Annotated in this window: 16 protein-coding genes; 5 read left to right on the forward strand and 11 right to left on the reverse strand. The window is 33.5% G+C overall.

Annotated features, from left to right (window positions below; genetic code table 11):
- Positions 1 to 65: 65 nt before the first annotated feature.
- The 3 genes from cmk to lon all read right to left on the reverse strand — a co-directional run bounded on the left by cmk (position 66) and on the right by lon (position 4,410).
- Positions 66 to 761, reverse strand: a complete 696-nt coding sequence (gene cmk, locus QO182_RS16150; RefSeq protein WP_371562749.1) for a (d)CMP kinase — start codon at positions 759 to 761, stop codon at positions 66 to 68.
- A 7-nt stretch (positions 762 to 768) separates the two neighbouring features.
- Positions 769 to 1,788: a type IX secretion system protein PorQ gene (gene porQ / locus QO182_RS16155; protein WP_371536881.1), complete on the reverse strand. Its 1,020-nt coding sequence runs from the start codon at positions 1,786 to 1,788 to the stop codon at positions 769 to 771.
- 171 nt (positions 1,789 to 1,959) lie between these two features.
- On the reverse strand, positions 1,960 to 4,410 hold the full coding sequence (lon, locus tag QO182_RS16160; RefSeq protein WP_371562779.1) for an endopeptidase La: 2,451 nt from the start codon (positions 4,408 to 4,410) through the stop codon (positions 1,960 to 1,962).
- A gap of 463 nt (positions 4,411 to 4,873) precedes the next feature.
- Here lon and QO182_RS16165 point away from each other — a divergent pair, with 463 nt between their 5' ends.
- Positions 4,874 to 5,602, forward strand: a complete 729-nt coding sequence (locus tag QO182_RS16165) for a head GIN domain-containing protein (RefSeq protein ID WP_371562752.1) — start codon at positions 4,874 to 4,876, stop codon at positions 5,600 to 5,602.
- 71 nt (positions 5,603 to 5,673) lie between these two features.
- On the opposite strand, the gene QO182_RS16170 is transcribed toward QO182_RS16165, so the two are convergent.
- The 6 genes from QO182_RS16170 to QO182_RS16195 all read right to left on the reverse strand — a co-directional run bounded on the left by QO182_RS16170 (position 5,674) and on the right by QO182_RS16195 (position 15,292).
- On the reverse strand, positions 5,674 to 6,975 hold the full coding sequence (locus QO182_RS16170) for an MFS transporter (RefSeq protein WP_371562755.1): 1,302 nt from the start codon (positions 6,973 to 6,975) through the stop codon (positions 5,674 to 5,676).
- Positions 6,976 to 7,114: 139 nt separating this feature from the next.
- Positions 7,115 to 7,933 carry a M48 family metallopeptidase gene (locus tag QO182_RS16175; protein ID WP_371536892.1) on the reverse strand — a complete coding sequence of 273 codons (819 nt, stop codon included), beginning with the start codon at positions 7,931 to 7,933 and terminating at the stop codon, positions 7,115 to 7,117.
- An 89-nt stretch (positions 7,934 to 8,022) separates the two neighbouring features.
- A complete protein-coding gene (locus QO182_RS16180) occupies positions 8,023 to 10,422 on the reverse strand; it encodes a glycoside hydrolase family 31 protein (RefSeq protein ID WP_371562758.1) in 2,400 nt (799 codons plus the stop codon).
- A 197-nt stretch (positions 10,423 to 10,619) separates the two neighbouring features.
- A complete protein-coding gene (gene glgB, locus QO182_RS16185; RefSeq protein ID WP_371562761.1) occupies positions 10,620 to 12,527 on the reverse strand; it encodes a 1,4-alpha-glucan branching protein GlgB in 1,908 nt (635 codons plus the stop codon).
- A gap of 66 nt (positions 12,528 to 12,593) precedes the next feature.
- Complete coding sequence (locus QO182_RS16190; protein ID WP_371536900.1) at positions 12,594 to 13,874, reverse strand: glucose-1-phosphate adenylyltransferase; 1,281 nt, start codon at positions 13,872 to 13,874, stop codon at positions 12,594 to 12,596.
- A complete protein-coding gene (locus QO182_RS16195) occupies positions 13,871 to 15,292 on the reverse strand; it encodes a glycogen synthase (RefSeq protein ID WP_371562763.1) in 1,422 nt (473 codons plus the stop codon). The genes QO182_RS16190 and QO182_RS16195 overlap by 4 nt, the downstream gene beginning before the upstream one ends.
- A gap of 186 nt (positions 15,293 to 15,478) precedes the next feature.
- On the opposite strand from QO182_RS16195, the gene QO182_RS16200 reads away from it, so the two are divergent.
- The 4 genes from QO182_RS16200 to QO182_RS16215 all read left to right on the forward strand — a co-directional run bounded on the left by QO182_RS16200 (position 15,479) and on the right by QO182_RS16215 (position 18,565).
- Entirely contained in the window at positions 15,479 to 16,354 is an 876-nt protein-coding gene (locus QO182_RS16200; protein ID WP_371562765.1) for an alpha/beta hydrolase, read from the forward strand.
- A gap of 15 nt (positions 16,355 to 16,369) precedes the next feature.
- Positions 16,370 to 16,759: a peptide-methionine (R)-S-oxide reductase MsrB gene (msrB, locus tag QO182_RS16205; protein ID WP_371536908.1), complete on the forward strand. Its 390-nt coding sequence runs from the start codon at positions 16,370 to 16,372 to the stop codon at positions 16,757 to 16,759.
- A 120-nt stretch (positions 16,760 to 16,879) separates the two neighbouring features.
- On the forward strand, positions 16,880 to 17,494 hold the full coding sequence (gene nth, locus QO182_RS16210) for an endonuclease III (protein ID WP_371536910.1): 615 nt from the start codon (positions 16,880 to 16,882) through the stop codon (positions 17,492 to 17,494).
- Between the two features lie 42 nt (positions 17,495 to 17,536).
- The gene (locus tag QO182_RS16215) at positions 17,537 to 18,565 is read left to right on the forward strand and encodes an isoaspartyl peptidase/L-asparaginase family protein (protein ID WP_371562767.1); all 1,029 of its coding nucleotides are present in this window, start codon (positions 17,537 to 17,539) and stop codon (positions 18,563 to 18,565) included.
- A gap of 253 nt (positions 18,566 to 18,818) precedes the next feature.
- On the opposite strand, the gene QO182_RS16220 is transcribed toward QO182_RS16215, so the two are convergent.
- On the reverse strand, positions 18,819 to 20,444 hold the full coding sequence (locus QO182_RS16220; protein WP_371536914.1) for an amidase: 1,626 nt from the start codon (positions 20,442 to 20,444) through the stop codon (positions 18,819 to 18,821).
- Positions 20,445 to 21,010: 566 nt separating this feature from the next.
- Positions 21,011 to 24,016: a histidine kinase gene (locus QO182_RS16225; RefSeq protein WP_371562770.1), complete on the reverse strand. Its 3,006-nt coding sequence runs from the start codon at positions 24,014 to 24,016 to the stop codon at positions 21,011 to 21,013.
- Between the last annotated feature and the right edge of the window lie 270 nt (positions 24,017 to 24,286).

A 24,286-nucleotide genomic window follows, 5' to 3' on the forward strand; every position in this document is an offset into this window, starting at 1 on the left:
AATTCTTATATTTTAAATAACAAAAGCCCGTAAATCTAATATTAAAATTGATATCTACAAAAAAATTACTCTGTTTTAGCAACTTCATTAATCAACCCTAATACAATCTCAAATTGTTCTTCGCGCGTAAGATGCGAATTGTCAATCTCGATGGCGTCTTCTGCGATTACCAATGGCGAATTATCTCTGTGGGTATCAATATAATCTCTTTCTTCTACATTTTTAAGGACCTCTTCATAAGTTATGGCATCTTCTTTTTGCTTCAATTCATCGTATCGTCTTTGTGCTCGGGTAGTTGCACTCGCAGTCATGAATATTTTAAGTTCGGCATCAGGAAAAACAACGGTTCCAATATCTCTACCATCCATAACAATTCCTTTGTCTTTCCCCATTTCTTGCTGCTGTTCCACTAATTTTGCACGCACTTCGGCTATCGTGGCTATTTTACTTACAAAACTTGAAACTTCAATGGTTCTAATTTCATTTTCAACATTGACATCATTCATATACATCTCAGCTAAACCCAATTCTGGACTGTATCTGAATTGTAGTCGAATAGCCGGAAGACTTTTTATTAAAGATTCTTTGTCAAAATTTTCAGCTCCTATATATTTGTTTTGCATTGCAAATAATGTGATAGCACGATACATAGCACCGGTATCTACAAACACATAGCCTAAATGATTGGCTAATTGTTTGGCTAAAGTACTTTTCCCTGTGGATGAAAACCCATCTATTGCAATTGTTATTTTTTTATTCAAAATAATATTATTGAAAGTTAATTGTTAAACCAAAAAGACTCGTATTTCCTGCTAAAGTATATCTTGAGTAGGAGTAATTAAATTTTAATTTATTGAATTTTAATCCAAAACCAAGTGAAACGCCCGAGAAATTTCGCTGTTCCAGAATTCGTAATTCTTCGGCTCTTCTAAAATTATATCCTAATCTCAGATTAAAGGATTTTTGAGGAAAAAGTTCCACGCCAAAAATAACATGTCGCAAAGCATTATTTACAAATGACACTTTTTCCTCTGTAAAAGTACCGTCAAGAGACGATTCAGCTCGAACAGGATTAGAAAAAGCAATATTCCATTGTTGCAAATTCTCTAATGTAAGATGCCATCTAAGCGGTACATGTTCTAATTCTTGAGACACCCCCACAATTACTTCAAGCGGTAATTTTTCCCTAACCTCAGAGTAACTTGTAAACTGAGTACCTATATTTCTGATCACCAAACCCCAATTTACGTCATTTCTTTCGTCAATAAAAACAGCCCCTAGATCAATCGCCCCACCTAATGAATTATAGCTTTCTAATGTAGAAGAAATTAATTTTGCATTAGCCCCAATATGTATCGTCGTGTATGGAATATTATAGGCATAACCTGCCGAAAGCGCAATTTCGCTACCCGTAAATGAAGTCGTAGACTGCCCCGCTTCATCATAGCCTTCAAAACTACCATAATTTACATAATTCACTCCCACCTGAAAAGTTTGTAAATGACGGTCATACGTATAGGCGTAAGAAGCAGTACCATAGGTAATTTCTCCATAATAGCTACCGTAATTTAATGCCAAATGGTTGTCCATTTCAACATTTAATGTTGCAGGATTAAAATTAACCTGATTCACATCGTCGTCATAGATTGTAATGGTTTTTCCACCTAATGCTGCCTGCCTAGGAGATGTTACCAAATTTAAAAACTGATAGGTATACTTACCTCCTATTTGACTGTAAGTTACAGTACAAAAGAAAAGAAAAACGTATAATAAAAGTTTTTTGAACATGTTTTACAGCTGTATTTTCGTAAAATAAAACGCAATTGCGAAGATAAAATTATAATGGTAATAAACACTCGTTTTACATCTTCAAATTCCAAACAAATAAAATTCCAAAATCATCGCTTAATAAGATTAGGCTTTGATTTTGGAATTAATTCATTTTTGAAACTCTTTTACTTACAAGACTTTGGCGTTTTTTACCTTCTGATCCGTAATTGCAATTTTTAAAACCTCACTCATTTCTTTTACATAATGAAACGTAAGACCTTGAATATATTCTGGCTTTATTTCGTCAATATCACTTTTATTTTCATGACACAAAATAATCTCTTTAATATTAGCTCTTTTTGCAGCTAAGATTTTCTCTTTTATTCCACCTACAGGCAATACCTTTCCTCTTAAAGTAATCTCCCCTGTCATTGCCATATTTTTCTTTACTCTTTTTTGACTAAATACAGAAACTAAAGAAGTCAACATGGCAATACCTGCGCTTGGTCCGTCCTTAGGCGTTGCACCTTCCGGTACATGTAAGTGAATGTTATACTTAGAGATGATCTCAGGATTTAAACCCATAAGTCTTGCATTCGCTTTAATATATTCTAATGCAATTGTTGCTGATTCTTTCATTACCGTACCTAAATTTCCAGTAATAGTCATTGTTCCTTTACCCGGAGAAATCAAGGATTCGATAAAAAGAATATCGCCACCTACACTTGTCCAAGCTAACCCAGTAACTACTCCAGCAACATCATTACTTTCGTATTTATCACGTTCTAATCTTGGAACACCCAGCACTTTTAAGATATCCTCGTCAGTTACTTTTTTATTGTAATCTTCCTCCATCGCAACTGATTTCGCAGCATTTCGGATTACTTGTGCAATCTTTGCTTCTAATCCACGAACACCAGATTCACGAGTATATCCTTCAACAATTTTTTCCAATTGTTTTTTTCCAATCGTTAACTCTTTAGAAGTCAAACCATGCTCTTTTAATTGTCTTGGAAACAAATGTTGTTTGGCAATTTCTACTTTCTCTTCGATAGTATAACCAGACATCTTTATAATCTCCATTCGGTCTCTTAATGCTGGTTGAATGGATGACATCGTATTTGAAGTCGCTATGAACATCACTTTAGACAAGTCATAACCCATTTCCAGAAAATTATCATAGAAAGAATTGTTTTGCTCGGGATCCAATACTTCTAACAAAGCAGATGATGGATCACCTTGACTACTTACCGATAATTTATCGATTTCATCTAAAACAAATACTGGATTTGATGTCCCAGCCTTTTTTAAACTTTGAATAATCCTACCTGGCATAGCGCCTATATAGGTTTTTCTATGTCCTCTAATTTCAGACTCATCACGTAAACCACCAAGTGAAATACGCACATACTCTCTACCTAATGCTTCTGCTACTGAACGTCCTATAGAGGTTTTACCCACTCCTGGAGGTCCTGTCAAACAGATAATGGGTGATTTCATATCATTTCGCAATTTTAAAACTGCCAAATGCTCTATCATTCTTTTCTTTACATCTTCTAACCCGAAATGATCGCGGTCTAATATTTTTTGAGCGCGTTTTAAATCAAAATTATCTTTAGAAAACTCATTCCACGGTAACTCTAAAAACAAATCCAAATAATTTCTTTGAATCCCAAAATCAGGAGCCTGTGGATTCATCCGGCGCATCTTAGACAATTCTTTTTCGAAATGTTTTTTGGTTTTTTCATCCCATTTCTTAGTCTTCGCCTTAACCACCATTTCATCTATCTCTTCCTCTTGCGTAGAACCACCCAATTCTTCCTGGATCGTTTTCATTTGCTGATGAAGAAAATATTCTCTTTGTTGTTGATCTAAATCAAAACGAACTTTCGACTGGATATCGTTTTTTAATTCGAGCTTTTGCAACTCTATATTCATATAACGAAGCGTCTCTAGTGCTCTTTCTTTTAAATCATTAATCGCTAACAAATCTTGTTTTTCCTTAACAGACAAGTTCATGTTTGAAGTAACAAAATTGATTAAGAAAGATTGACTTTCAATATTCTTAATCGCAAATGTTGCTTCAGTCGGAATATTTGGACTTTCTTTTATAATTTGGATTGCTAATTCTTTTATCGATTCAAGAATTGCTAAAAATTCTGTGTCTGATTTATCCGGTCTATTTTCCGGAAAATCTTTGATATTAGCAGTAAGATAAGGATCTTCGGAAGTAACAGTGTCAATTTCAAAACGTTTTTTCCCTTGAAGAATAACGGTTGTATTCCCATCAGGCATTTTTAAAACGCGCAAAATTCTAGCTACAGTACCAATGGTGTGAATATCCTCTTTAGTAGGGTCTTCGTCAGACTCGTCTTTTTGAGCCACAACCCCAATGATTTTTCCTGCCGCATTTGCGTCATTAATTAGCTTAATCGATTTATCTCTACCGGCAGTAATGGGAATTACAACTCCTGGAAATAAAACCATGTTACGCAACGGTAAAATAGGTAAAGAATCAGGTAATTCTTCATTAATCATTTCCTCCTCATCTTCTGGAGTCAATAATGGTATTAATTCCGCTTCTGAGTCATATTCCTGTAGTGACATATTGTCAATAGTAAGTATTTTATGATTTGACATATTATTTTTGAGTCTTTTTGTCATTAAAAATTTCATGTAGATAACAAATATAAGGTTTCAACTGTTTAATTTTGAATTAAACCTCATAATTTATTATGCTTTATAAAAATGCAATCTTTATGCCATTTTAAAGAAATGAGAAATTATAGAAGCTAAAGTTAGTTAAATAAAATGTATTAAATTTATTACTTTATCACCTTTCCTAAAAAAAGAAATTATTCATTTCTCAATCTATAAGTAATAATAAAAACTATCTTTATATGTGTTATTTACAAATAATTAAATATTATTTAAACAAAGACATTAACATTAAGAAACGATAAACTCATAAGCTCTATTTGAATTTTACTAACCAATGGCTTAGAAATAACCATGAAACAAATACCTCTAAAAGATTTAGCGGTTACAAACTTAAAAAGGATTTAATCATTAGATAAATAGAATAATCAAAAAACGAGAACAAATGAAAAAACTATTAAAATCAGTAGTGTATTGCAGTTTGCTTTTTACGACAATAACAAACGCTCAATGGCATTCTAAAAACAGGATAAAAGGAAATGGTACTATAACCAGCGAAAAAAGGATAACAGCTGATTATGACGAAATAAAAATAGCTGGATTTTTTGACGTTGAATTGGTTTCAGGAAAAGAAGGAAACATTACAATTCAAGGAGAAGAAAATTTAATACAATACATTAAAACCGAAACGGAGAAAGGTGTTTTAAAAGTTTTTACTGAAAAAAACATAAATATCAGCACTAATAAGAAAATGTTAATCACTATTCCTTTTGAAAATATCAATGCTGTTTCACTATCTGGATCCGGTGATGTCAGTACTAAAAACACCATTAAAACCAATCAATTTAAAACTAAGTTAGCGGGATCAGGTGATCTAACACTATCAGTAGATGCCAATGAAATACAAGCCGACTTGAATGGTTCAGGTGACCTTGTTCTAAAAGGTAATACTGAAAGTCTAATTACTAAATTAGTGGGATCTGGAGATATCGATACCGCTGAATTAAAGGCACAAAATACAGATGTTTCTGTTACGGGTTCAGGAGATGCAACGGTATATTGCTCAAGTAATCTTAAAGCACGCGTTTCTGGTTCTGGAGATATTAACTATAAAGGAAACCCAAAAACAAAAGATACTAAAGTCATGGGATCTGGCGACATAACACAAAAATAAAGATAACTAAATAAGAAAGGTGTTTTTAAGAATTCTTAAAAACACCTTTCTTATAATATTAAATCTGCAATCTATTCTTTATTTTTTTTTATAAAACTTAGAACAATAAATCCAAGTAAAAAGAAAACCGCCAGAATGAAAAATGAATTTCTCATCGAGTTTGTAATTGCTGCGACAAATCCAAAAACAAAGGTCCCTACTACAATCGATATTTTTTCAGTTACATCAAAAAAGCTAAAATAGGTAGCGTGATCTTCAGTGTCTGGTAATAATTTGGAGTAAGTAGAACGGGATAAAGTCTGAATTGCTCCCAAAACCATTCCTATCGTTGCTCCAAGAACATAAAACTGAGTATCAATGTACTCACTTTTGGCATCCAGTAAATAAGCCGCAACACAAATAAATCCCCAAATTACTATTGTAATTTTTAGCGTTTTAATATTACCTATTTTCTCAGATATTCTTGAAAATAAAAAAGCTCCAAATATAGCTACCACATTTATTAATAAAATTATAATTATCAATTTACTGGTATCAATCCCTAATTCTTTTTTCCCAAAAAGACCTGCTAATAATATTACAGTTTGAACACCTATACTATAAAGAAAAAAAGCAGTTAGAAATTGTTTTAAATCCTTCATGCTCTTCAAACTATCTAAAACTACTTTCAGCTCTCTCAGTCCTTTAAAAATATAGTCTTTCTCTGGTTTTTTATGAAAAACATTATTGGGCAAGTAATGAAAAGTGACTTGTGCAAAACCCATCCACCAGATTCCTACGGATAAGAAAGAAATACGAGCTGGCAAAGAACCATCAGTTATTCCATACCATTGAGGCATCATTACCATAGTAAGATTGAAAGCGAGTAATAATAGAGAACCCGCATAGCCAAACATAAAACCCTTTGCACTAACCCTATCATGTTGTTCAGGAAAAGCAATTTCTGGCAAATAGGAATTATAAAAAACAATACTTCCCCAAAAACCAATACTTGCTAAAACGGTCCCTAAAATTCCAATCCATAAGGTGCCTTGTCCTTTAAAAAAGAATAAACTCATCACAGATAGTGACCCTAAATAACAAAAGAATTGTAGAAATCGTTTCTTATTTCCTGTATAATCTGCAATACTGGATAAGATGGGAGACATTAAAGCCACGATCAAAAATGAAAATGATAAAGAATAAGATAAAAGTGATGAATTATTAAATTCAAAACCTAAAAATTGAACTATTCCGTTATTATCACTAGTTACCGTTTCATAGTATATGGGAAATACTGCAGTAGCAATAACTAAACTATAAACAGAGTTAGCCCAGTCATAAAAGGCCCATGCATTTATTAACTTTTTATCTCCTTTTTGCAATGCTATCATAGAATTATTTTTATACGAATTTATCTATTTTTCCGTAGGAAACATCTAAAATAACTAGAATATTGAAAACTTGATCTTTTACTAACGTAAAAAGCCAATTCAAATGAATTGGCTTTTCTTTAATATGTATCTATAATTATTATTTATAAATCATTCCGAATTTTGCAGCAGTTGCTTTAGCCTCTGGAATCATTGCTTTTAAATTAGCAATTCGGGTTGCATCAGATGGGTGTGTGCTAAGAAACTCTGGTTGCGCTTGTCCATCAGAATTTGATGACATTCTAGTCCAGAAAGCAATTGCTTCTTCTGGATTATATCCCGCTATTGCCATTAAAACTAATCCTATTTTATCAGCCTCTGTTTCATGACTTCTACTAAAAGGTAACATCACTCCTACTTGAGTACCCACTCCATAAGCTTGATTCCATATTTGTTGTGTTTGTTCACTTTTTCCTGAAGTTGCAACAGAAACTCCCGCACCAATAACTTGTTGAAGTTGTCCAGCGCTCATACGTTGTGCTCCGTGATTTGCAAGCGCATGAGACACTTCATGTCCCATTACCGTTGCTAAACCTGCGTCATCTTTAGTAACAGGTAAAATTCCAGAGTAAACAACAATCTTTCCTCCAGGCATACACCAAGCATTTACATCTTTACTATCTACTAGCTTGTATTCCCATTCATAACCATCCAAATATTGCTTTTGCCCTAAAGAATTTAAATATTTTTCGGCTGCCAATTTTATTTTTGTTCCTACAGATTCAACTCTTCTAGCATCAGCTGTACCTGTAATTACTTTATTTTCCTTTAAAAAAGTTCCATACTCCGCAAAGGAAGAAGGGAAGAGTTCGCTATTCGAAACAAAATTTAATGTTTTCTTTCCTGTAAGCGGATTAGTTGCGCAAGAGACTAATAATCCCAAAGTACAAATACCTACTAATATTGAATGTTTTTTCATGGTGCTATTTTTATTTTAACAAAAATACAACAATTATAGATATCCTATTTGCAAAATTAAAACCAAATGTTGCAACATTTTTGGTTTTCTTATTCTCCAATGATATGCAAAACATTAAATTCCTTAGTTACTATAAGGTAGTTATCCTCTTCAAACTTGGCTCTATCAAACGAAACTTTTTCATTGTCAATTTCTATGCTTTTAACTTTAAAAGGAAATCCTATTAGGTTTATCTTATAATTAGAATAACTTGTATCGTATTTACCTTCTTTATGCAATTGGATATTAAATTCTTTTTCTTTCCCTGTTACTATAAAAGTCAAGAAACTGTATCTTCCTTTTTTATAATCATAGCCATCTTGTGCATCTTCATACACAACCGACTTCTCTTTTCCTTCTTTATAGAATAAATCTAAGGTCAATTCATCAAATTCTAATTCTCCCACATATTGTTGAATAGGATATTTTGGAATAACAGCACCCGCTTTTACAAATACTGGAATTTCATCGAATTTCGTTTCTACCCAAATTTCTTTACCTCCAGTCACTAAGCTATTAGTCCAGTAATTATACCACTGACCACGAGGAATGTACATTCTTCTTCCTAAAGCATTCGGTTCCAAAATAGGGCATACTAAAATTTGGTTTCCAAAAACAAATTCGTCATTTCTATAATGCGTTTGTATGTCACTTTGATCATAATAAACTAAGGGTTTAAGCATAGGAATTCCCTCTTCGATATATTGCCAGAACATAGTATATAGGTAAGGTAGCAACTGGTAACGCAGGTTAATAAATTTTCTAGTAATATCAATAACCTCTTCATCAAATGCCCAAGGTTCCTGATCTCCGTGATCACCAGAAGAATGTGTTCTACAAAAAGGATGAAAAACACCTAATTGAATCCAACGAGCATATAATTCTCCTGAAGGTTGTTCTGCAAATCCACCAATATCCGAGCCCGTAAAGCCCATTCCAGAAATTGACATTCTTTGCACTTGTATGTTTGCAATCCACAAATGTTCCCAACTAGCCACATTATCTCCCGTCCAGGAAGAAGTATAGCGTTGCGCTCCTGCATAAGCTGATCTTGTGATTATAAAAGGTCTTTTAGGATAAGCAAATCTTTTTACTCCATGATACGTGGCTCTTGCCATCTGTGTACCGTAAATATTGTGTGCTTTTCTATGGCTACATGGGTTTCCGTCATAGTCATGACGAACATCCATAGGAAATGTTTTATTTGGCACCTCCATAACAGCTGGCTCATTCATATCATTCCAAACTCCTTTTACCCCAATTTCAGATATTAGTTCTTTAAATAATCCCGCCCACCATTCTCTCACTTCGGGATTAGTATAGTCAGGAAAATTACAATCTCCCGGCCAAACTTTACCTTTCATATAAGGACCATCCGCACGTTTACAAAAATAATCTTTTTCTAAAGCCTCTTTATATACTGAATATTCCTTGTCAATTTTAATTCCTGGATCAATGATTACAACGGTTTTAAAACCGTCTTCTGCTAATTCTGCAACCATCCTTTTTGGATCTGGGAAATATTCTTTATTCCACGTAAAACATCTAAAGCCGTCCATGTAATCAATATCTAAATAAATGGCATCGCATGGAATCTTTAATTCTCTAAATTTTGATGTGATTTTTTTTACGTTACTCTCTGGAAAATAACTCCATTTACATTGATGATAACCTAAAGCCCATAATGGTGGTAATTCTGGCTTACCCGTCAAGTCAGTGTAACTAGCAACAACATTCTCCATTTGAGGACCATAGATGAAGTAATAATTCATCTCCCCTCCTTCTGCCCAAAAACTGCTAACATTTCTTCTTTCGTGACAAAAATCAAAGAAAGTTCTAAATGTATTGTCGAAGAAAATACCATAGGCTTGTTTATTTTGTAAACCAATATAAAAGGGAACTACTTTGTATAAAGGTTCTTGATCTTTCTGAAATGCATATTGATCGGTAGCAAAGTTTTCTAACCTTTTCCCTTTCAAATTCATTTGGGTGGCTTTATCGCCAAGGCCATAGAAACACTCCCCATCTTTTGAAGTCTTGCTCATTTTAACGATATTACCGCCATACTCGTAACTTTCCTCCCAATGGAATCCCAGTTCATCTTCAAGTAATATATTTCCGTTTAAATCATAAATAGCTACTCTCATATCTATTTTTTGAATGACACATATTACTTTACTGGTTTGTATTTGATAATAATCCCCTTCTTCTGTGACCTCAAGAAAATTATATCCATGCAAATGACTTTTATCAATAGCATAGGAGAAGTCATTACTAAAATAACCTTTTGTTGTGTACCTAAAACGTATTAAACTGTCTCTTAATATCGTAACTTTTAAAACTACACTATTGTCTGTATTAAAATAAATGGAATCAACGTCCTGTTCAAAAGAAACTATTTTTGATGGATATAAATCCCCTTTGAATTCTAATTCTGTATTTGTAATCATGTTATACCTTATTATATTAAGCCCTTTTTATATTTTCAAACATACAAAAAAGTATATTTGCTTTCCTGAAAAACAATTCTATTTACAAAATAAAAGTGACGGTTTTATTAAAAAACAAACTCTATTAATTCTATGAATCAATAGAGTTTGCACAATTAAGAATTTTAAAAAACAGTACACAAGTCTAATGTGAATTTTTATACAATTTTAAAAACAGTTACGCCTAAAGGTGGCAATGTTAGTTCTATTGAATAGTCGCGTCCATCATATGGCGTCGCTTCTATTACTAATTTAGTTGCATTCTTTAATCCGCTACCGCCATAATTTTTTTCATCGCTATTAAAAATCTCCTTTAGCTTTCCTTTTCTTGGAAGACCTATTCGATAATTTTCACGAACTACCTGAGTAAAATTACAAACTACAATTACATCATCTTTTACCTTTTCTCCTTTTCGTACATAGGATATAACTGCGTTTTGATGGTCTGAATAATTAATCCATTCGAATCCATCTGGACTAAATTGCTTTTCATATAACGCCGGCTCTTTTTTATACAACCCATTTAAATCTGTTATCAGCTTTCTAACCCCTTCATGGTAAGGATACTCATTTAAATGCCAATCAAGGGTACCCTCAAAATTCCATTCGGCACTTTGTCCAAATTCACATCCCATAAACAGTAATTTTGTACCTGGATGTGTAAACATATAACCGTAAAGCAGTCGCAAATTTGCAAATTTTTGCCATTCATCACCAGGCATTCTACCAAGTATAGATTTTTTACCATAAACCACTTCATCATGAGAAAGTGGCAACATAAAATTTTCTGAAAAAGCATAGGTTGAGGAGAAGGTCAAATCATTTTGATGGTACTTCCTGTATACAGTATCTTTTTGAAAATATTCTAAGGTATCATGCATCCAACCCATCATCCATTTCATTCCAAATCCTAATCCTCCAATGGAAGTTGGTCTAGAAACCATAGGAAACGAAGTGCTTTCTTCAGCTATCGTTTGGACACCTTCAAAATTAGAATACACTGCTTCATTGAATTCTTTTAAAAAACTTACAGTATCAAGGTTTTCACGTCCACCATAAATATTAGGTTCCCATTCGCCCTCTTTTCTTGAATAATCTAAGTATAACATCGAAGCTACCGCATCCACGCGAAGTCCGTCAGCATGATAATGTTGCAACCAAAACAAGGCGTTACTAATTAAAAAGGAGCGCACTTCATTTCGACCATAATTAAACACTAGACTTTTCCAGTCTGGATGATATCCTTTTTTACGATCTGGATGTTCAAAAAGATTAGAGCCATCAAAGAATCCTAGTCCATGTGCATCATCTGGAAAATGAGAAGGAACCCAGTCCAGAATAACTCCAATTCCAGCCTGATGCAGTCGATCTACCAATACCATAAATTCTTGTGGTTTTCCAAAACGGGAGGTCGGTGCAAAATAACCAACGAGCTGATATCCCCATGAAGGGTCGTACGGATACTCCATAATAGGCATAAACTCAACATGTGTAAACCCAGTTTCTTTTACATAAGCAACCAAATCCTCTGCAAATTCTAGATAAGTCAGAAATCGATTATCTTCTACATGTCGTTTCCAAGACCCTAAATGAACTTCATAAACAGAGTACGGTTTGTCAAGCGCATTATGATCCTGACGATTCTCCATCCATTTAGTATCATCCCATTTATAATCGAGATCCCAAACTACAGATGCGGTATGTGGTGGCTTTTCACAGTAAAAAGCAAAAGGATCTGCTTTTTCGGTAACTATTCCATCGTTATTCGATTGTATTTTATATTTATAGGTAGCTCCTTTTTCGATATTGGGAATAAACCCTTCCCATATACCAGATGAATCCCATCTTACCTGAAGCAAATGCTCTCCTTGAGTCCAGAAATTAAAATCTCCTACTACAGATACAGAATGGGCAGTCGGTGCCCAAACGGCAAAATACACGCCCTTTACACCATCTAATTCAATCAGATGTGCTCCAAGTCTCTCATATAATCTGTAATGTTTTCCAGCTTTAAATAAGTCAATGTCAAAATCAGTAAAAAGGGAATGTGTGAGAACTTTGCTCATATATATTGGTATGTTTCTAAACTTATGGAATAAATTAGAATATTAACTTTAAAAAAACTTTTGATTTTAATTTATCTTATAGCCATCTGGAATTACAGAACCTTTTTTAATTACAACAATTCCTTCTTTAATAGCGTATAGTTCATGTAAAACATCTTCTAAATGCTTACCTCCATTGATATAAACATTGTTTCCTATTCTACAGTTTTTATCCACTAAAGCATTATTAATAAAACAGTTATCACCGATACCTACTAAAATATTATTTTTAGCTTTATCTTCATTCATATCATCAATACTTTGATAATAGTCATTCCCCATAACGTAGGTGTTTTGAATAACAGTCCCATCACCTATTCGAGCACGAATTCCTATAACGGATTTTTTTATTTCTTTAGCATGAATAATACAACCATCAGATATTAATGATTTCTCTACTAAAGTGTGGTGAAATTTTGACGGAGGTAGTAATCTTGGACGTGTGTAAATTTTATTATCATTGTCAAATAAATTAAATTTAGGAATATCATCTGTCAAACCGATATTGGCTTCAAAAAATGAATCTATATTTCCTATATCAGTCCAATACCCTTCATATTGATAACTTAGTATTTTTTGTTTACCCACAGCTTGCGGAATAATTTCTTTTCCAAAATCCTTTGTATCAGGATTTTTCATTAAATCAATTAATAGCTGTCTATTAAAAATATAAATTCCCATTGAAGCTAAGTAAATTTTACCTTCACTTTTCATTTCCTCACTTACATCCGACTCCCATTCTGGTAACAATTCCTTAACCGGTTTTTCAATAAATGACTCTACACAACTATCGCTATTTGATTTTAAAATTCCAAAATCTGGTGCATCCTTAGCGTTAACCGGTAAAGTGGCAACTGTTATATCAGCTTCCTGTTTGATATGTTCTTCAATCATTTCATTGAAATCCATCTGGTATAATTGATCTCCAGAAAGAATTAAAACATAATCAAATTCATGATTTAAAAAGTGAGGCATACACTGTCTCACTGCGTCAGATGTACCTTGAAACCAAGTTGGATTATCAGGAGTTTGTTCGGCAGCAAGAATGTCAACAAAAGCTTGACTAAACGCATTAAAAGTATAGGTGTTTTTTATATGTGCATTTAAAGAAGCAGAGTTAAATTGGGTCAATACAAACATTCTCTTAATGTCTGAATTCATACAGTTTGAGATTGGGATATCAACTAATCTATATTTCCCTGCAATTGGTACTGCAGGCTTAGATCTACTTTCAGTCAATGGATATAATCTAGACCCTTGGCCCCCTCCTAAAATAATTGCAATAACGTTTTTCTTGTTAGCTTTCATACTTTGTTAATTATTAAATTATAAACCTCTATATATTCTTGACATGCTTTTTCCCACGAATGATCTGTGGTCATCCCTAATTTTCTAATCTTATTTAAGTGTTCTTTATCTTTATACAAGTTTACTGCCCTTTGGATAGAGTAACAAATGTCTCCAATAGAAGATTGATCATGACAGATACCGTTACCGTTATCTCCAAAATCAATTACGGTATCTTTTAATCCTCCTGTTCTTCTTACAATGGGAATTGTACCATATCGCAGCGAGTACATTTGATTCAACCCACATGGTTCTACCCTTGATGGCATCAATAAAAAATCAGCTCCTGCATAAATTAAATGTGCTAATTCTTCGTTGTATCCAATAAAAGTGTTATAATTTCCTTTATAATCTACCAATAGACTATTTAAATCGTTTTCTATATCTTGATTTCCAGAACCTAAAATAAGAATATTGATTTCCTTATAATTTTCAGACAAGGCTAACGCCGATGCCTGTGGTAGCAAATCGCCTCCTTTTTCTTCTAATAACCGCCCTATAAAACTAAAAAGTGGTTTCGTAGGATCTAAATTAAATAAAGTACATAATATCTCTTTATTTTGTTGTTTTCCCTTTTCAAAATTTTCAATAGAATAGTTTTTTTCCAACATTTTATCCTTCAAAGGATCCCAGATTTCAGTATCGATTCCGTTTAATATTCCTTTAGATTTGTAGCGTACGATATTAAATAGTGACTCTAATCCATTTGCTGAATAATTAATCTCATTCAAATAATTAGGCGAAACTGTAGTCACTGCCCAAGCACATTTTATACCTACAGCCAATGAATTAATACAGTGATCCCATTCTAATACATTTACGTGGGACAGATCAAATTCTGGTAAATAGTGTAGTTTATCAAATCCAAATTGCCCCTGATACAATCCATTATGAATCGTAATCATTGAAGGTGTATTTTGGATTTTGCTATATTTGTTACAATACAACATCATAAACGGAATTAAACCAGTATGATGATCGTGACAATTAATAACATCTGGCATTTCATCACGGCCAATTATCCAATCTAAAGTGGCTATTTGAAAAGATAAAAATCGTTCGATATCATCCTCATATCCATATACTTCTTTTCTGTCGAACAATTCGGGAATTTCAATGAGGTATAACTCAAATCCCAATTTATCTGTTGTCTCCTTAAGGACATTAAATGAAAAATTGAATTTTCCCAATTTAACAAACCCCCAATGGACACATTCAAATTTATTTTCTTTTTTAAATTTTGTGTCATAACAAGGAATTACAACTCTTGCAAGATGACCGGCTTTATTCTGGTATTTTGGCAAAGCTCCTACAACATCTGCTAAACCACCTACTTTTGCTACGGGATAACACTCTGCGCTAATATGAAATATTTCCATTTGTTAAATTTTGTTATTCTTCAAATTTTGTAGTAACGTTGACACTCTCTTTTTTATTAAGACCATTATTTCTTTAATGTAAATACTTAAATAGACAATAAAATTTTATTAAATATACTACTTTTATGTTTTTCTAAATTTAGTGAAAATTTTATAAAATAAAAGCGGTCTTAAAAATTTATCAATATGACAAAAATACCTTCAATTCATACTCAATCATTAAAAATTCCTAAGCCTATTCTTATTGCAGGTAAATTAATCTCTTTTATTTCGCCTAAACTAACAACATTGTTCGCCGCTAAATTATTTACAACACCTATAAAACATAAGATTCCCAAAAGAGAGTTTGAAATGGATGAAAAAAGTGAGCAAAAAAAACTCCTTGTTCCCTCAATAAATAAAGAGATCGTTGTTTACAAATACGGCCAAAGTGAAAAGAAAGTATTGCTAGTTCATGGTTGGTCAGGACGAGGTACACAACTAGTGAAAATAGCCGATGCATTAGTAAAGCACGGTTATTCTACCATTAGTTTTGATGCTCCTGCACATGGTAAATCACCTGGTAATCAAAGTATCATGACTGAATTTATCGCTGCAATTTTAGAAATCGACAAGCAGTACGGTCCTTTTGAATCCGCTGTTGGTCATTCTCTGGGCGGAATGTCGGTACTAAATGCAGTAAAAGAAGGTCTCGAGTTAAATACTGCCGTAATTATAGGCAGTGGGGATATTGTTCAAGATATTATCGAAGATTTTATTGCTAAATTAGAGCTAAAGCCAAGTTATGCTACCACTTTGAGACTATATTTTGAGAAAAAGCATGGTGGAAAAATGAATGATTACTCTGGTTATCAAGCAGCCAAAAAAATAACGATACCCATTTTAGTGATTCATGACAAAGATGATCCTGAAGTGCCTGTAAAAGCAAGCAGGAACATTTATGAACATTTAAAAAACGGAGAGCTCCTGATAACAGAAGGTTTGGGTCATCGAAAAATTTTAGGTGATTCTGAAGTAGTTAAAAGAACGGTTGAATATGTAACTACTCACTCTAATAATTAATCTAACATCAATACAATGAAATACCCCTTAGAAAAATCCGAAGCCCAATGGAAACAAGAACTGGGAGAAGAAAGATACCGTGTCTTGCGTGAAAAAGGAACAGAACGTCCACACACTGGAACTTACAATTTACATTACGAAGAAGGCACCTATTGCTGCGGCGCTTGTTCAGAACCATTATTTGAAAGTAACTCAAAGTTTGACGCACACTGTGGCTGGCCGTCATTTGATGATTCAATTCCCGGAAAAGTCAAATATATTTTAGATAAAACGCACGGAATGATTCGTACTGAAATAGTTTGTGCAAATTGTGGCAGCCATTTGGGACATCTCTTTAATGATGGACCAACTACTACTGGCCAGCGTTATTGTGTAAATTCGGTATCAGTAGATTTTAAAAAATAAAGAAGATTGGATTTATTCGGAAAATCAAGTGATTAGATAAAAAAACTAGAACCAATTCTTGAAAAATATAAAGAAAGAAAACACCTCTTAGACTATCATAATCAATACCAACATTTAGTTATGGTAGTGCTGTCTGCTCAGGATTCTGATGCTAATATCAATAAAATCGCTCAAGCTCTATTTGAAGTGTATCCAAATATGGAAAGTTTGGCAGTTTCGAATGTAGAAAGATTAATACCCTATATCTCCAAAGTCAAAAATTTTGGTACCAAAGCCAATTGGTTACCAGAAATCGCAAAAACCATTAAAAAAGACGAGAATATTCCCCTAACAATGGATGCTTTGACTGCTTTAAAAGGCATTGGACGAAAATCAGCAAATGTCATCATGCGTGAAGCTAAAATTTCAGCAGTAGGAATAATTGTTGATCTACACGTCATTCGAGTAGCACCCAGAGTTGGATTAACCACAGAAACCAAAGACGAAATAAAATTTGAAAAACAACTCATGCAAGCGCTCCCTAATGAGATATGGGATGAAATTGGAATGGCAATTTCATTTCTGGGAAGAGAAATTTGTCGCCCAACACCTAAATGCCTGAATGTCCCATTAATTCGATTTGTAAATATTACAGTGAATCTTATAAATAGTAAACAAGTACTGCAGCCCCATTATTTTAAAATCGTTATCACCTTCTCACAAAAACAGCCAGCAACAATTTGCGCAACGTTTTGATTATCTATACATTTACAATTAAACCTTATGAAATAACTTTCTATGAAAAAAGCTATTGCCCTTTTAATAATCCTTTTTGTATTTGTTCAATGCAAAAGTGTAAAACCGACCACTAACGATAATTTTGCCATAGTAATTCATGGAGGTGCTGGAACCATATTGAAAAAGAACATGTCTCCAGAATTAGAGGCACAATATAAAGCAAAGCTTGAAGAAGCTGTAAAAGTAGGTTATGCAGTGTTAAAAAATGGCGGATCAAGTATAGAGGCGGTAGAAAAAACTATTAATGTAATGGAGAATTCCCCATTATTTAATGCAGGAAAAGGTGCCGTGTTCACTAATCAAGGAAAGAATGAGTTAGACGCATCAATAATGGATGGAAAGACCTTAAAGGCAGGTGCAATTGCTGGGGTTACTACTGTTAAAAATCCTATTAGTTTGGCAAGGGCGGTAATGGAAAAATCAGAACATGTACTATTAGCGAGAGAAGGAGCTGAAAATTTTGCAAAAGAAAACGGACTAGAAATAGTAAACCCTGCATACTTTTATACGGAAAACCGATACCAATCATTACTAAAAGCACAAGAAAAGGAAAAAACAGAGCTAGATCATTCTGGAAGCACCTCATTTTATGACCCGTACATCAAAGACAATAAATTTGGAACTGTAGGTTGCGTAGCCTTAGATAAAAACAGAAATCTTACTGCAGGTACTTCTACTGGTGGGATGACCAACAAAAAATGGGGTCGCATCGGTGATACACCTATAATTGGCGCCGGAACTTATGCTAATAATACTACTTGTGGAGTTTCTTCAACAGGATGGGGAGAGTTTTTTATTCGCAACGTGGTTGCTTATGATATTTCGGCTCTAATGGAGTATAAAGGATTATCTCTCGAGAACGCCGCTAAGGAAGTAATTCAAAAAAAGCTAACGAAACTTGGTGGTGACGGTGGAATCGTAGCAATGGACAAAGACGGGAATATCACAATGGAATTCAACACTGCCGGAATGTATAGGGCTTCAATAGATACCAAAGGAAAATTAATGATTGGAATTTACAAGAAGTAATAAACAGTGCTTACCAACTGAAAAGACTTTTAACTCATAATAATATGACTTAAAAGGCTTTTTTTTGTTTAAATAGTATCAAACTCCTCCTTATTTAGTTCGCTTTTTATCAAATTTAAAATTTCCCCGCTCCGACATAACTTTTTTCGTCTTTATATAACCTCGAAATCTGTATTTAAAGATGATACAACAAAAACAAGACAGCGCTTTTGAGTGGATTAATTATCTACAGATTTCAAAGGATAAATAAATATTACAAAAATGACTTCTTGAAACTAGGTTGCGTCCTTTTTTTTGACGCTTGTTCATAAGCGTAAGCTATACTTATTAATTTAGGCTCTGAATAAGCCGGTCCAAAAAATGAAAACCCAACTGGTAAGTCATAAACAACACCGCAGGGAACAGTGATATGTGGATAGCCACTGGCTGCCGCTGGCATTGTTAAGAAAACATCTCCCCAGCGATCTCCATAAATCATATCAATACTGCAAGCCGGCCCCATAGTTAAACCACAAATGGCGTCCAGTTTATTTACTGCAATAACTTTATCAATTATTTCTTTTGAACCTAAATGGCACCTTTTAAGTGCTTCAATGTATTTTTTATCGGTAAGAGTCCCTTTTTCATTTGAACTGATCAGGGTTTCTTGCTTGAAGTATGGCATTACTTTGTCTTCGTTAGCATTGTTGAAATCAACAACTTCTTTCAAGCTTTTCACTTTGGCATTAGAAGAACTTAAATAACTGTTCAGTCCGGTTTTGAACTCAAATTGCATCACTTCGAACTCATCTTCCCCCAATTTGCCAATTTCATCCAGATAATCGATTTCTACAATCGTGGCACCTTTACTTTTCAGCAAATCAATTGTTTTTTGTTGAAGTGCATGCATAAATTGATTTTTGCCTTGCGGTTTACGCTCCACTCCAATTCTTTTTCCGTTTAGGGCACCCAACTCCAGGAAGACAGTATAATCGTTATGGGCCTTTCCTTTGCTTTCCAGGGTAACAAGGTCCTTATCATCAACACCTGTCATGGCCCCCAATAAAATCGCAGCATCAGTAACTGTCCTTGCCATAGGCCCAGCCGTGTCTTGCGTACTTGAAATTGGAATAATACCAGTTCTGCTAACCAATCCAACCGTTGGCTTGATTCCTACAATTCCACTTACGGAAGCAGGACATACTACAGACCCGTCTGTTTCTGTTCCTATGGCAACAACACAAAGGTTAGCGGCCACAGCCACTCCCGAACCTGCGCTTGAGCCACATGGATTATGATCCAAAATATATGGGTTTTTAGTTTGCCCTCCCCTACTGCTCCAACCGGAACAAGAAGATGTGGACCTAAAATTTGCCCATTCGCTTAAATTCGTTTTACCTATTAATATGGCTCCTGCCTCTCTTATTTTTTTGATGACAAAAGCGTCATTGCTCGCAATATTTCCTGCAAGTGCCAATGAGCCTGCTGTAGTTTGCATTTTATCCCCTGTGTCAATATTGTCTTTTATCAGTATTGGAATACCATGCAAAAGACCTCTGCTCTTGCCTGATTTCATTTCTAAATCCATCTTTTTAGCAAGTTCAATTGCTTCAGGATTGACCTCAATTACGGAGTTTAATTTGTGTCCATTTTTATCAATGGCTTCTATGCGTTCTAAATACATTCGAACTAATTGCTCAGAACTATATTTGCCAGAAGATAATTTCTCCCTTAAGCTACTAATCGTTTCTTCGCTTAGTTCAAAGACTGAGTTGGAATTGTCTTCCTCTTCTAACGCTTCATCGCCTTTTTTAGTGCTCGGATTACAGCTTGAAATTAAAAAAGTGCTAAGGCCTGCAGACGCTAAAGTTGCAGTCGTTAAAAATGATCTACGTTTCATATATAAAAATTTAGAAAAAAATAAAGTCCTAAATTACCTTTTTTTCAACAAATTCGACAAAATATTAAATTGAACAAAAGTTAAAGTTCTAAAACCACGAAAAAAAGCGATTTACCCTGAAAAACAGCCTCTCATCTTCGACCCGCCCTAGCCTAAAAACATAATTGCAAATCTACTTGTTAAACATACAGAACAACCCTCTGATCTTTCTGCTTTATATTCACTTTAACCACAAATAGATTCTAACCAAAACTGGCAATTCGCCGGATGAACGATAATGTAATACAGAAATACCAACAGCCATAACAGATTTCATACCTCCAATACACATTATTATTATTCGAAACCACAAACATAACTGCCATAATAACTTAGCGAATAATGTGAAAGCAAAGTTAGCGTAGGTTCTACTATGATTTGCCATTTAATTTAATGCATATATTTCTCATAACCAATGTTTTAAAGTAAAAAAGCCTATAGCATACGGATCAGAAAGTAATGGACTATTATTTGAATAAAGTCTTCGAGAGGTCGTTTCTTGAGTTTTATCATACCTGTCAAAATAATTAGACATAGACAAATAAATGGATAGTAACAGTCGTTCCATTATCTTCAGTAAAATCAATCTTTATAGGATCGAAATTATTTTTTTGCAACAAAATAATTCGTTCTTTGGCTAATGCGATACCCCTAGAAACATGAAATTTCGATTTTTTATTTGCCTTTAGCCCCTTTCCGTTGTCAATAATCTTACACTCTAAAACCCGTTCATCAATCATTTTAAAGGAAATATTAAGTTTAGGTGAAGGAACAAATTCATCAAAAGCATGAGCAAAAACATTTTCCACAAAGGGTTGTATCAGCATCGGTGGAATTTCAAATAAGCTTCCAGCAACCACAGGATCAATATAAACATCACACAAGACACGGTCTTTAAAACGCATATTTTCAATACACATGTAACTTTTTAAATATTCGACTTCCTCTTTAATTGATATAGTTTGTTTTGGAGAATTTTTCAAGGTCTTTCTCATCAAGGTAGCAAATTCACTAATATAAAGTGACGAATTAATTTCGTCATTATCTTGTACGAAACCTTGAATAGACTCCAAAGCATTGTAGATAAAATGAGGATTCATTTGATTTGACAGCGCTTCAAACTTAGCTTCGGTTATTTGTTTTTCTAAAACAGCTTTATCTCTTACCTTATTCTTTTTTCGTACAACTATATAAACCACAATTCCCATAACAAGGAGGAAGATTATGGTAATAAACCACCAAGCAAACCAAAATGGCGGTGAAATATAAACTTTAAGCAATTTAAAAACGCTAGATCTCCCAGCATTTAAATCTAAAACTTCCACTTCAACTAAATAGTCGCCATAAGGCAAATAGGCTAAAAACAAATTAGTTTTGTCGCTGTAAGGGCTCCAACGATTAGAAGCTTTTAAACGATATCTAAATTTCAACTTATCGGCAATAGCATGGCCTTCGGGAATAAAATCGATAGAAAGGGAATTCTGATTATAATCAAGCCTCAGTTCATCCGAAGCATAACGGAACCAATGGAACTTGGATTTATTGAGAGCTGTATTATTGACAGCTATACTGCTTATCCCTAACTTTAAAACCGTTGGCTGTTTCTTTGTAAGCGTATTTAAATCAACAACATAATATCCTTTTTGTGTACCAATCCACAACTGGTTTTCAAAAATTTTTGAAGTGGTAAATACGCAATCTACTACCCCTAATTGCTTATCAATTAATCTAATTTCTCCTTTATAATAAATATTAATTCCTTTTTCTGTTCCAATATAAATGTGGTCATTATAAGATTCAAGAAATAATATGGTATTTCCAATAATTTTATTTTTTGGAATAGTATCTAATATTCTAAATGACTTTGAATCATCAACCACAAAAACGTCCCCAAACTCAGTAGCTAAAATTAACTCTCCCCTATTGCTTATTGCTATATGTTTGAACTTCTTTTCTTTCCAAATACCTTCGACCAAATAAGAATGGAATTGATTATCATGATGTACATACAAACCGTTAAAAACGGATAATAGATAGGTTTTCTGATTATGATTTAAGATGTCTACTATGGCTGTAGCTTTTTTGTCTATCGAATTAACTTTTAAAGTATAAATGTCATCATAAACATGAATACCACCATAAGGGTTTGTTTCAAAAAATTTATTCTCACCAGTAAAACCAAATTCATAGGTATGAATCGGAACATAATGAATGATTTCACCTTCAAAATTTAATTCAAAAACTCCTAAATTACTACTAACCCAAAAAGATTTGAAATGCTTAATAATTTTATAAAATTCGATACCATTGGCAGGAATTGAATAATCTAATTCGAAAAAACCTTCGTTATACGTTGGCAATCGATTTTTTGAATGCTCTATATATTGGAGCTCTTTACTTTTGAAATCTGACAACGAAATAGTTTTCAAAACCTGCTGGGACGCATTTAGAATCGAAAGACCTCCATTATGAAGGATGATTTTTTGACTTCCCAATTTTTCAAAATCAATAATCCTTTTCCCTTCAAAAAATTTGTACTCAATCACTTTATCTAAACGAACCTTATAAACTCCTTTGTCCTTAGAGCCTACATAAAGCACATCCATTTTCCTATCATAAATAACATTGACTAAACTCTGAGAATCAATACCATAATAATCTGAAACATTAATCATTTTACGATCAACTACTTGATAAAGTCCTCCGCTATTATCAAAAACTCCCCAAGCCGCTGCATAAAGTATATTACGTTTGTCTTTAGCATATTGCCAGACAGTCGATTGACCAAAAACAGCAGTCGTTGAAATGACATTTTTAGTATTATCGAAAGTAAAAGCATTGATAAAACCTTTGTTACTGCCATAAAGTACAGAATCAAAATGGCCTAAACTATAGGTATGCTCATCGGTATCCTTACCGGTAATTTTATACTCTAAAACAGGAACTATTTTAGCGACCGTCCCATATTCATCTAACTTAAAAATTCCTTCATTAATAGCAGAGAAAAACACTTCTTTATTGTATATAAAGAAATCGCTAATAATGAAAATCCCAAAATGCGGTTTAATTCCTTTGGGAGTAACTACCTTATTCGTATTGACATCTATAATGGAAACTCCTAATTCTGTCCCGAGATACATTTTGTTTTTAAAAGAAAAAACTTTACGTACTTTATTGGAGGGCAAACCATTTTTTGTCGTAAAAACGGTGAATTTTTTGCCGTCAAATTTACTTACTCCCCCTCCATAACTGCCAAACCACATATTTCCATTTCTGTCCTGAGAAATACCCCAACAACTGTTATGTCCTAATCCATCTGATTCATCTAGATTAGAAAAAGAGCCATTTTCCATTTTAGAAATGCCATTCTCAGTTCCAATCCATAAAATATCATTGGAATCCAAAAATAAAGATCGAACCGCATTATTAGGTAGACCATCTGCAGTAGTGTAGTTCCTGGAAGGTAAATACTGCCCAAACAATGAATATGTAAAAACAAAATATATAAAAAGCCAACTATATAGTAATTTCATTCATACGCAATTTATGATAGTAATAATGCAAAAAAGCTAAAGTCAAACGACTTTTAAAACACTAATTTACTTGTTGATACAAATAGCTAAAATAGTATTTATAAAAACAGAAATCATCTTTTTTTTATAGGAAAACACTCCGCAATTACAGACTTCATTAGCCACAAAAAAACGGATCAGGAACAAAACCTGAGGAGAAGTTTTGCAAAAATGAATATTTTTGCATAATTAACTTTGAGATATGACTTCTATAGACCTTTTAAAATTTAT

It is taken from the genome of Flavobacterium sp. Arc2, assembly GCF_041431385.1.
Classification (GTDB): Bacteria; Bacteroidota; Bacteroidia; order Flavobacteriales; family Flavobacteriaceae; genus Flavobacterium.

Excerpts from the sequence above, each read along its gene's own strand:
- msrB (WP_371536908.1), top strand. The coding sequence starts at position 16,370 with ATGAAATACCCCTTAGAAAAATCCGAAGCCCAATGGAAACAAGAACTG.
- QO182_RS16180 (WP_371562758.1), bottom strand. The coding sequence starts at position 10,422 with ATGATTACAAATACAGAATTAGAATTCAAAGGGGATTTATATCCATCA.
- lon (WP_371562779.1), bottom strand. The coding sequence starts at position 4,410 with ATGTCAAATCATAAAATACTTACTATTGACAATATGTCACTACAGGAA.
- QO182_RS16170 (WP_371562755.1), bottom strand. The coding sequence starts at position 6,975 with ATGATAGCATTGCAAAAAGGAGATAAAAAGTTAATAAATGCATGGGCC.
- QO182_RS16165 (WP_371562752.1), top strand. The coding sequence starts at position 4,874 with ATGAAAAAACTATTAAAATCAGTAGTGTATTGCAGTTTGCTTTTTACG.
- QO182_RS16200 (WP_371562765.1), top strand. The coding sequence starts at position 15,479 with ATGACAAAAATACCTTCAATTCATACTCAATCATTAAAAATTCCTAAG.
- QO182_RS16220 (WP_371536914.1), bottom strand. The coding sequence starts at position 20,444 with ATGAAACGTAGATCATTTTTAACGACTGCAACTTTAGCGTCTGCAGGC.
- glgB (WP_371562761.1), bottom strand. The coding sequence starts at position 12,527 with ATGAGCAAAGTTCTCACACATTCCCTTTTTACTGATTTTGACATTGAC.
- QO182_RS16215 (WP_371562767.1), top strand. The coding sequence starts at position 17,537 with ATGAAAAAAGCTATTGCCCTTTTAATAATCCTTTTTGTATTTGTTCAA.
- QO182_RS16225 (WP_371562770.1), bottom strand. The coding sequence starts at position 24,016 with ATGAAATTACTATATAGTTGGCTTTTTATATATTTTGTTTTTACATAT.
- nth (WP_371536910.1), top strand. The coding sequence starts at position 16,880 with ATGGTAGTGCTGTCTGCTCAGGATTCTGATGCTAATATCAATAAAATC.
- QO182_RS16190 (WP_371536900.1), bottom strand. The coding sequence starts at position 13,874 with ATGAAAGCTAACAAGAAAAACGTTATTGCAATTATTTTAGGAGGGGGC.
- QO182_RS16175 (WP_371536892.1), bottom strand. The coding sequence starts at position 7,933 with ATGAAAAAACATTCAATATTAGTAGGTATTTGTACTTTGGGATTATTA.
- QO182_RS16195 (WP_371562763.1), bottom strand. The coding sequence starts at position 15,292 with ATGGAAATATTTCATATTAGCGCAGAGTGTTATCCCGTAGCAAAAGTA.
- porQ (WP_371536881.1), bottom strand. The coding sequence starts at position 1,788 with ATGTTCAAAAAACTTTTATTATACGTTTTTCTTTTCTTTTGTACTGTA.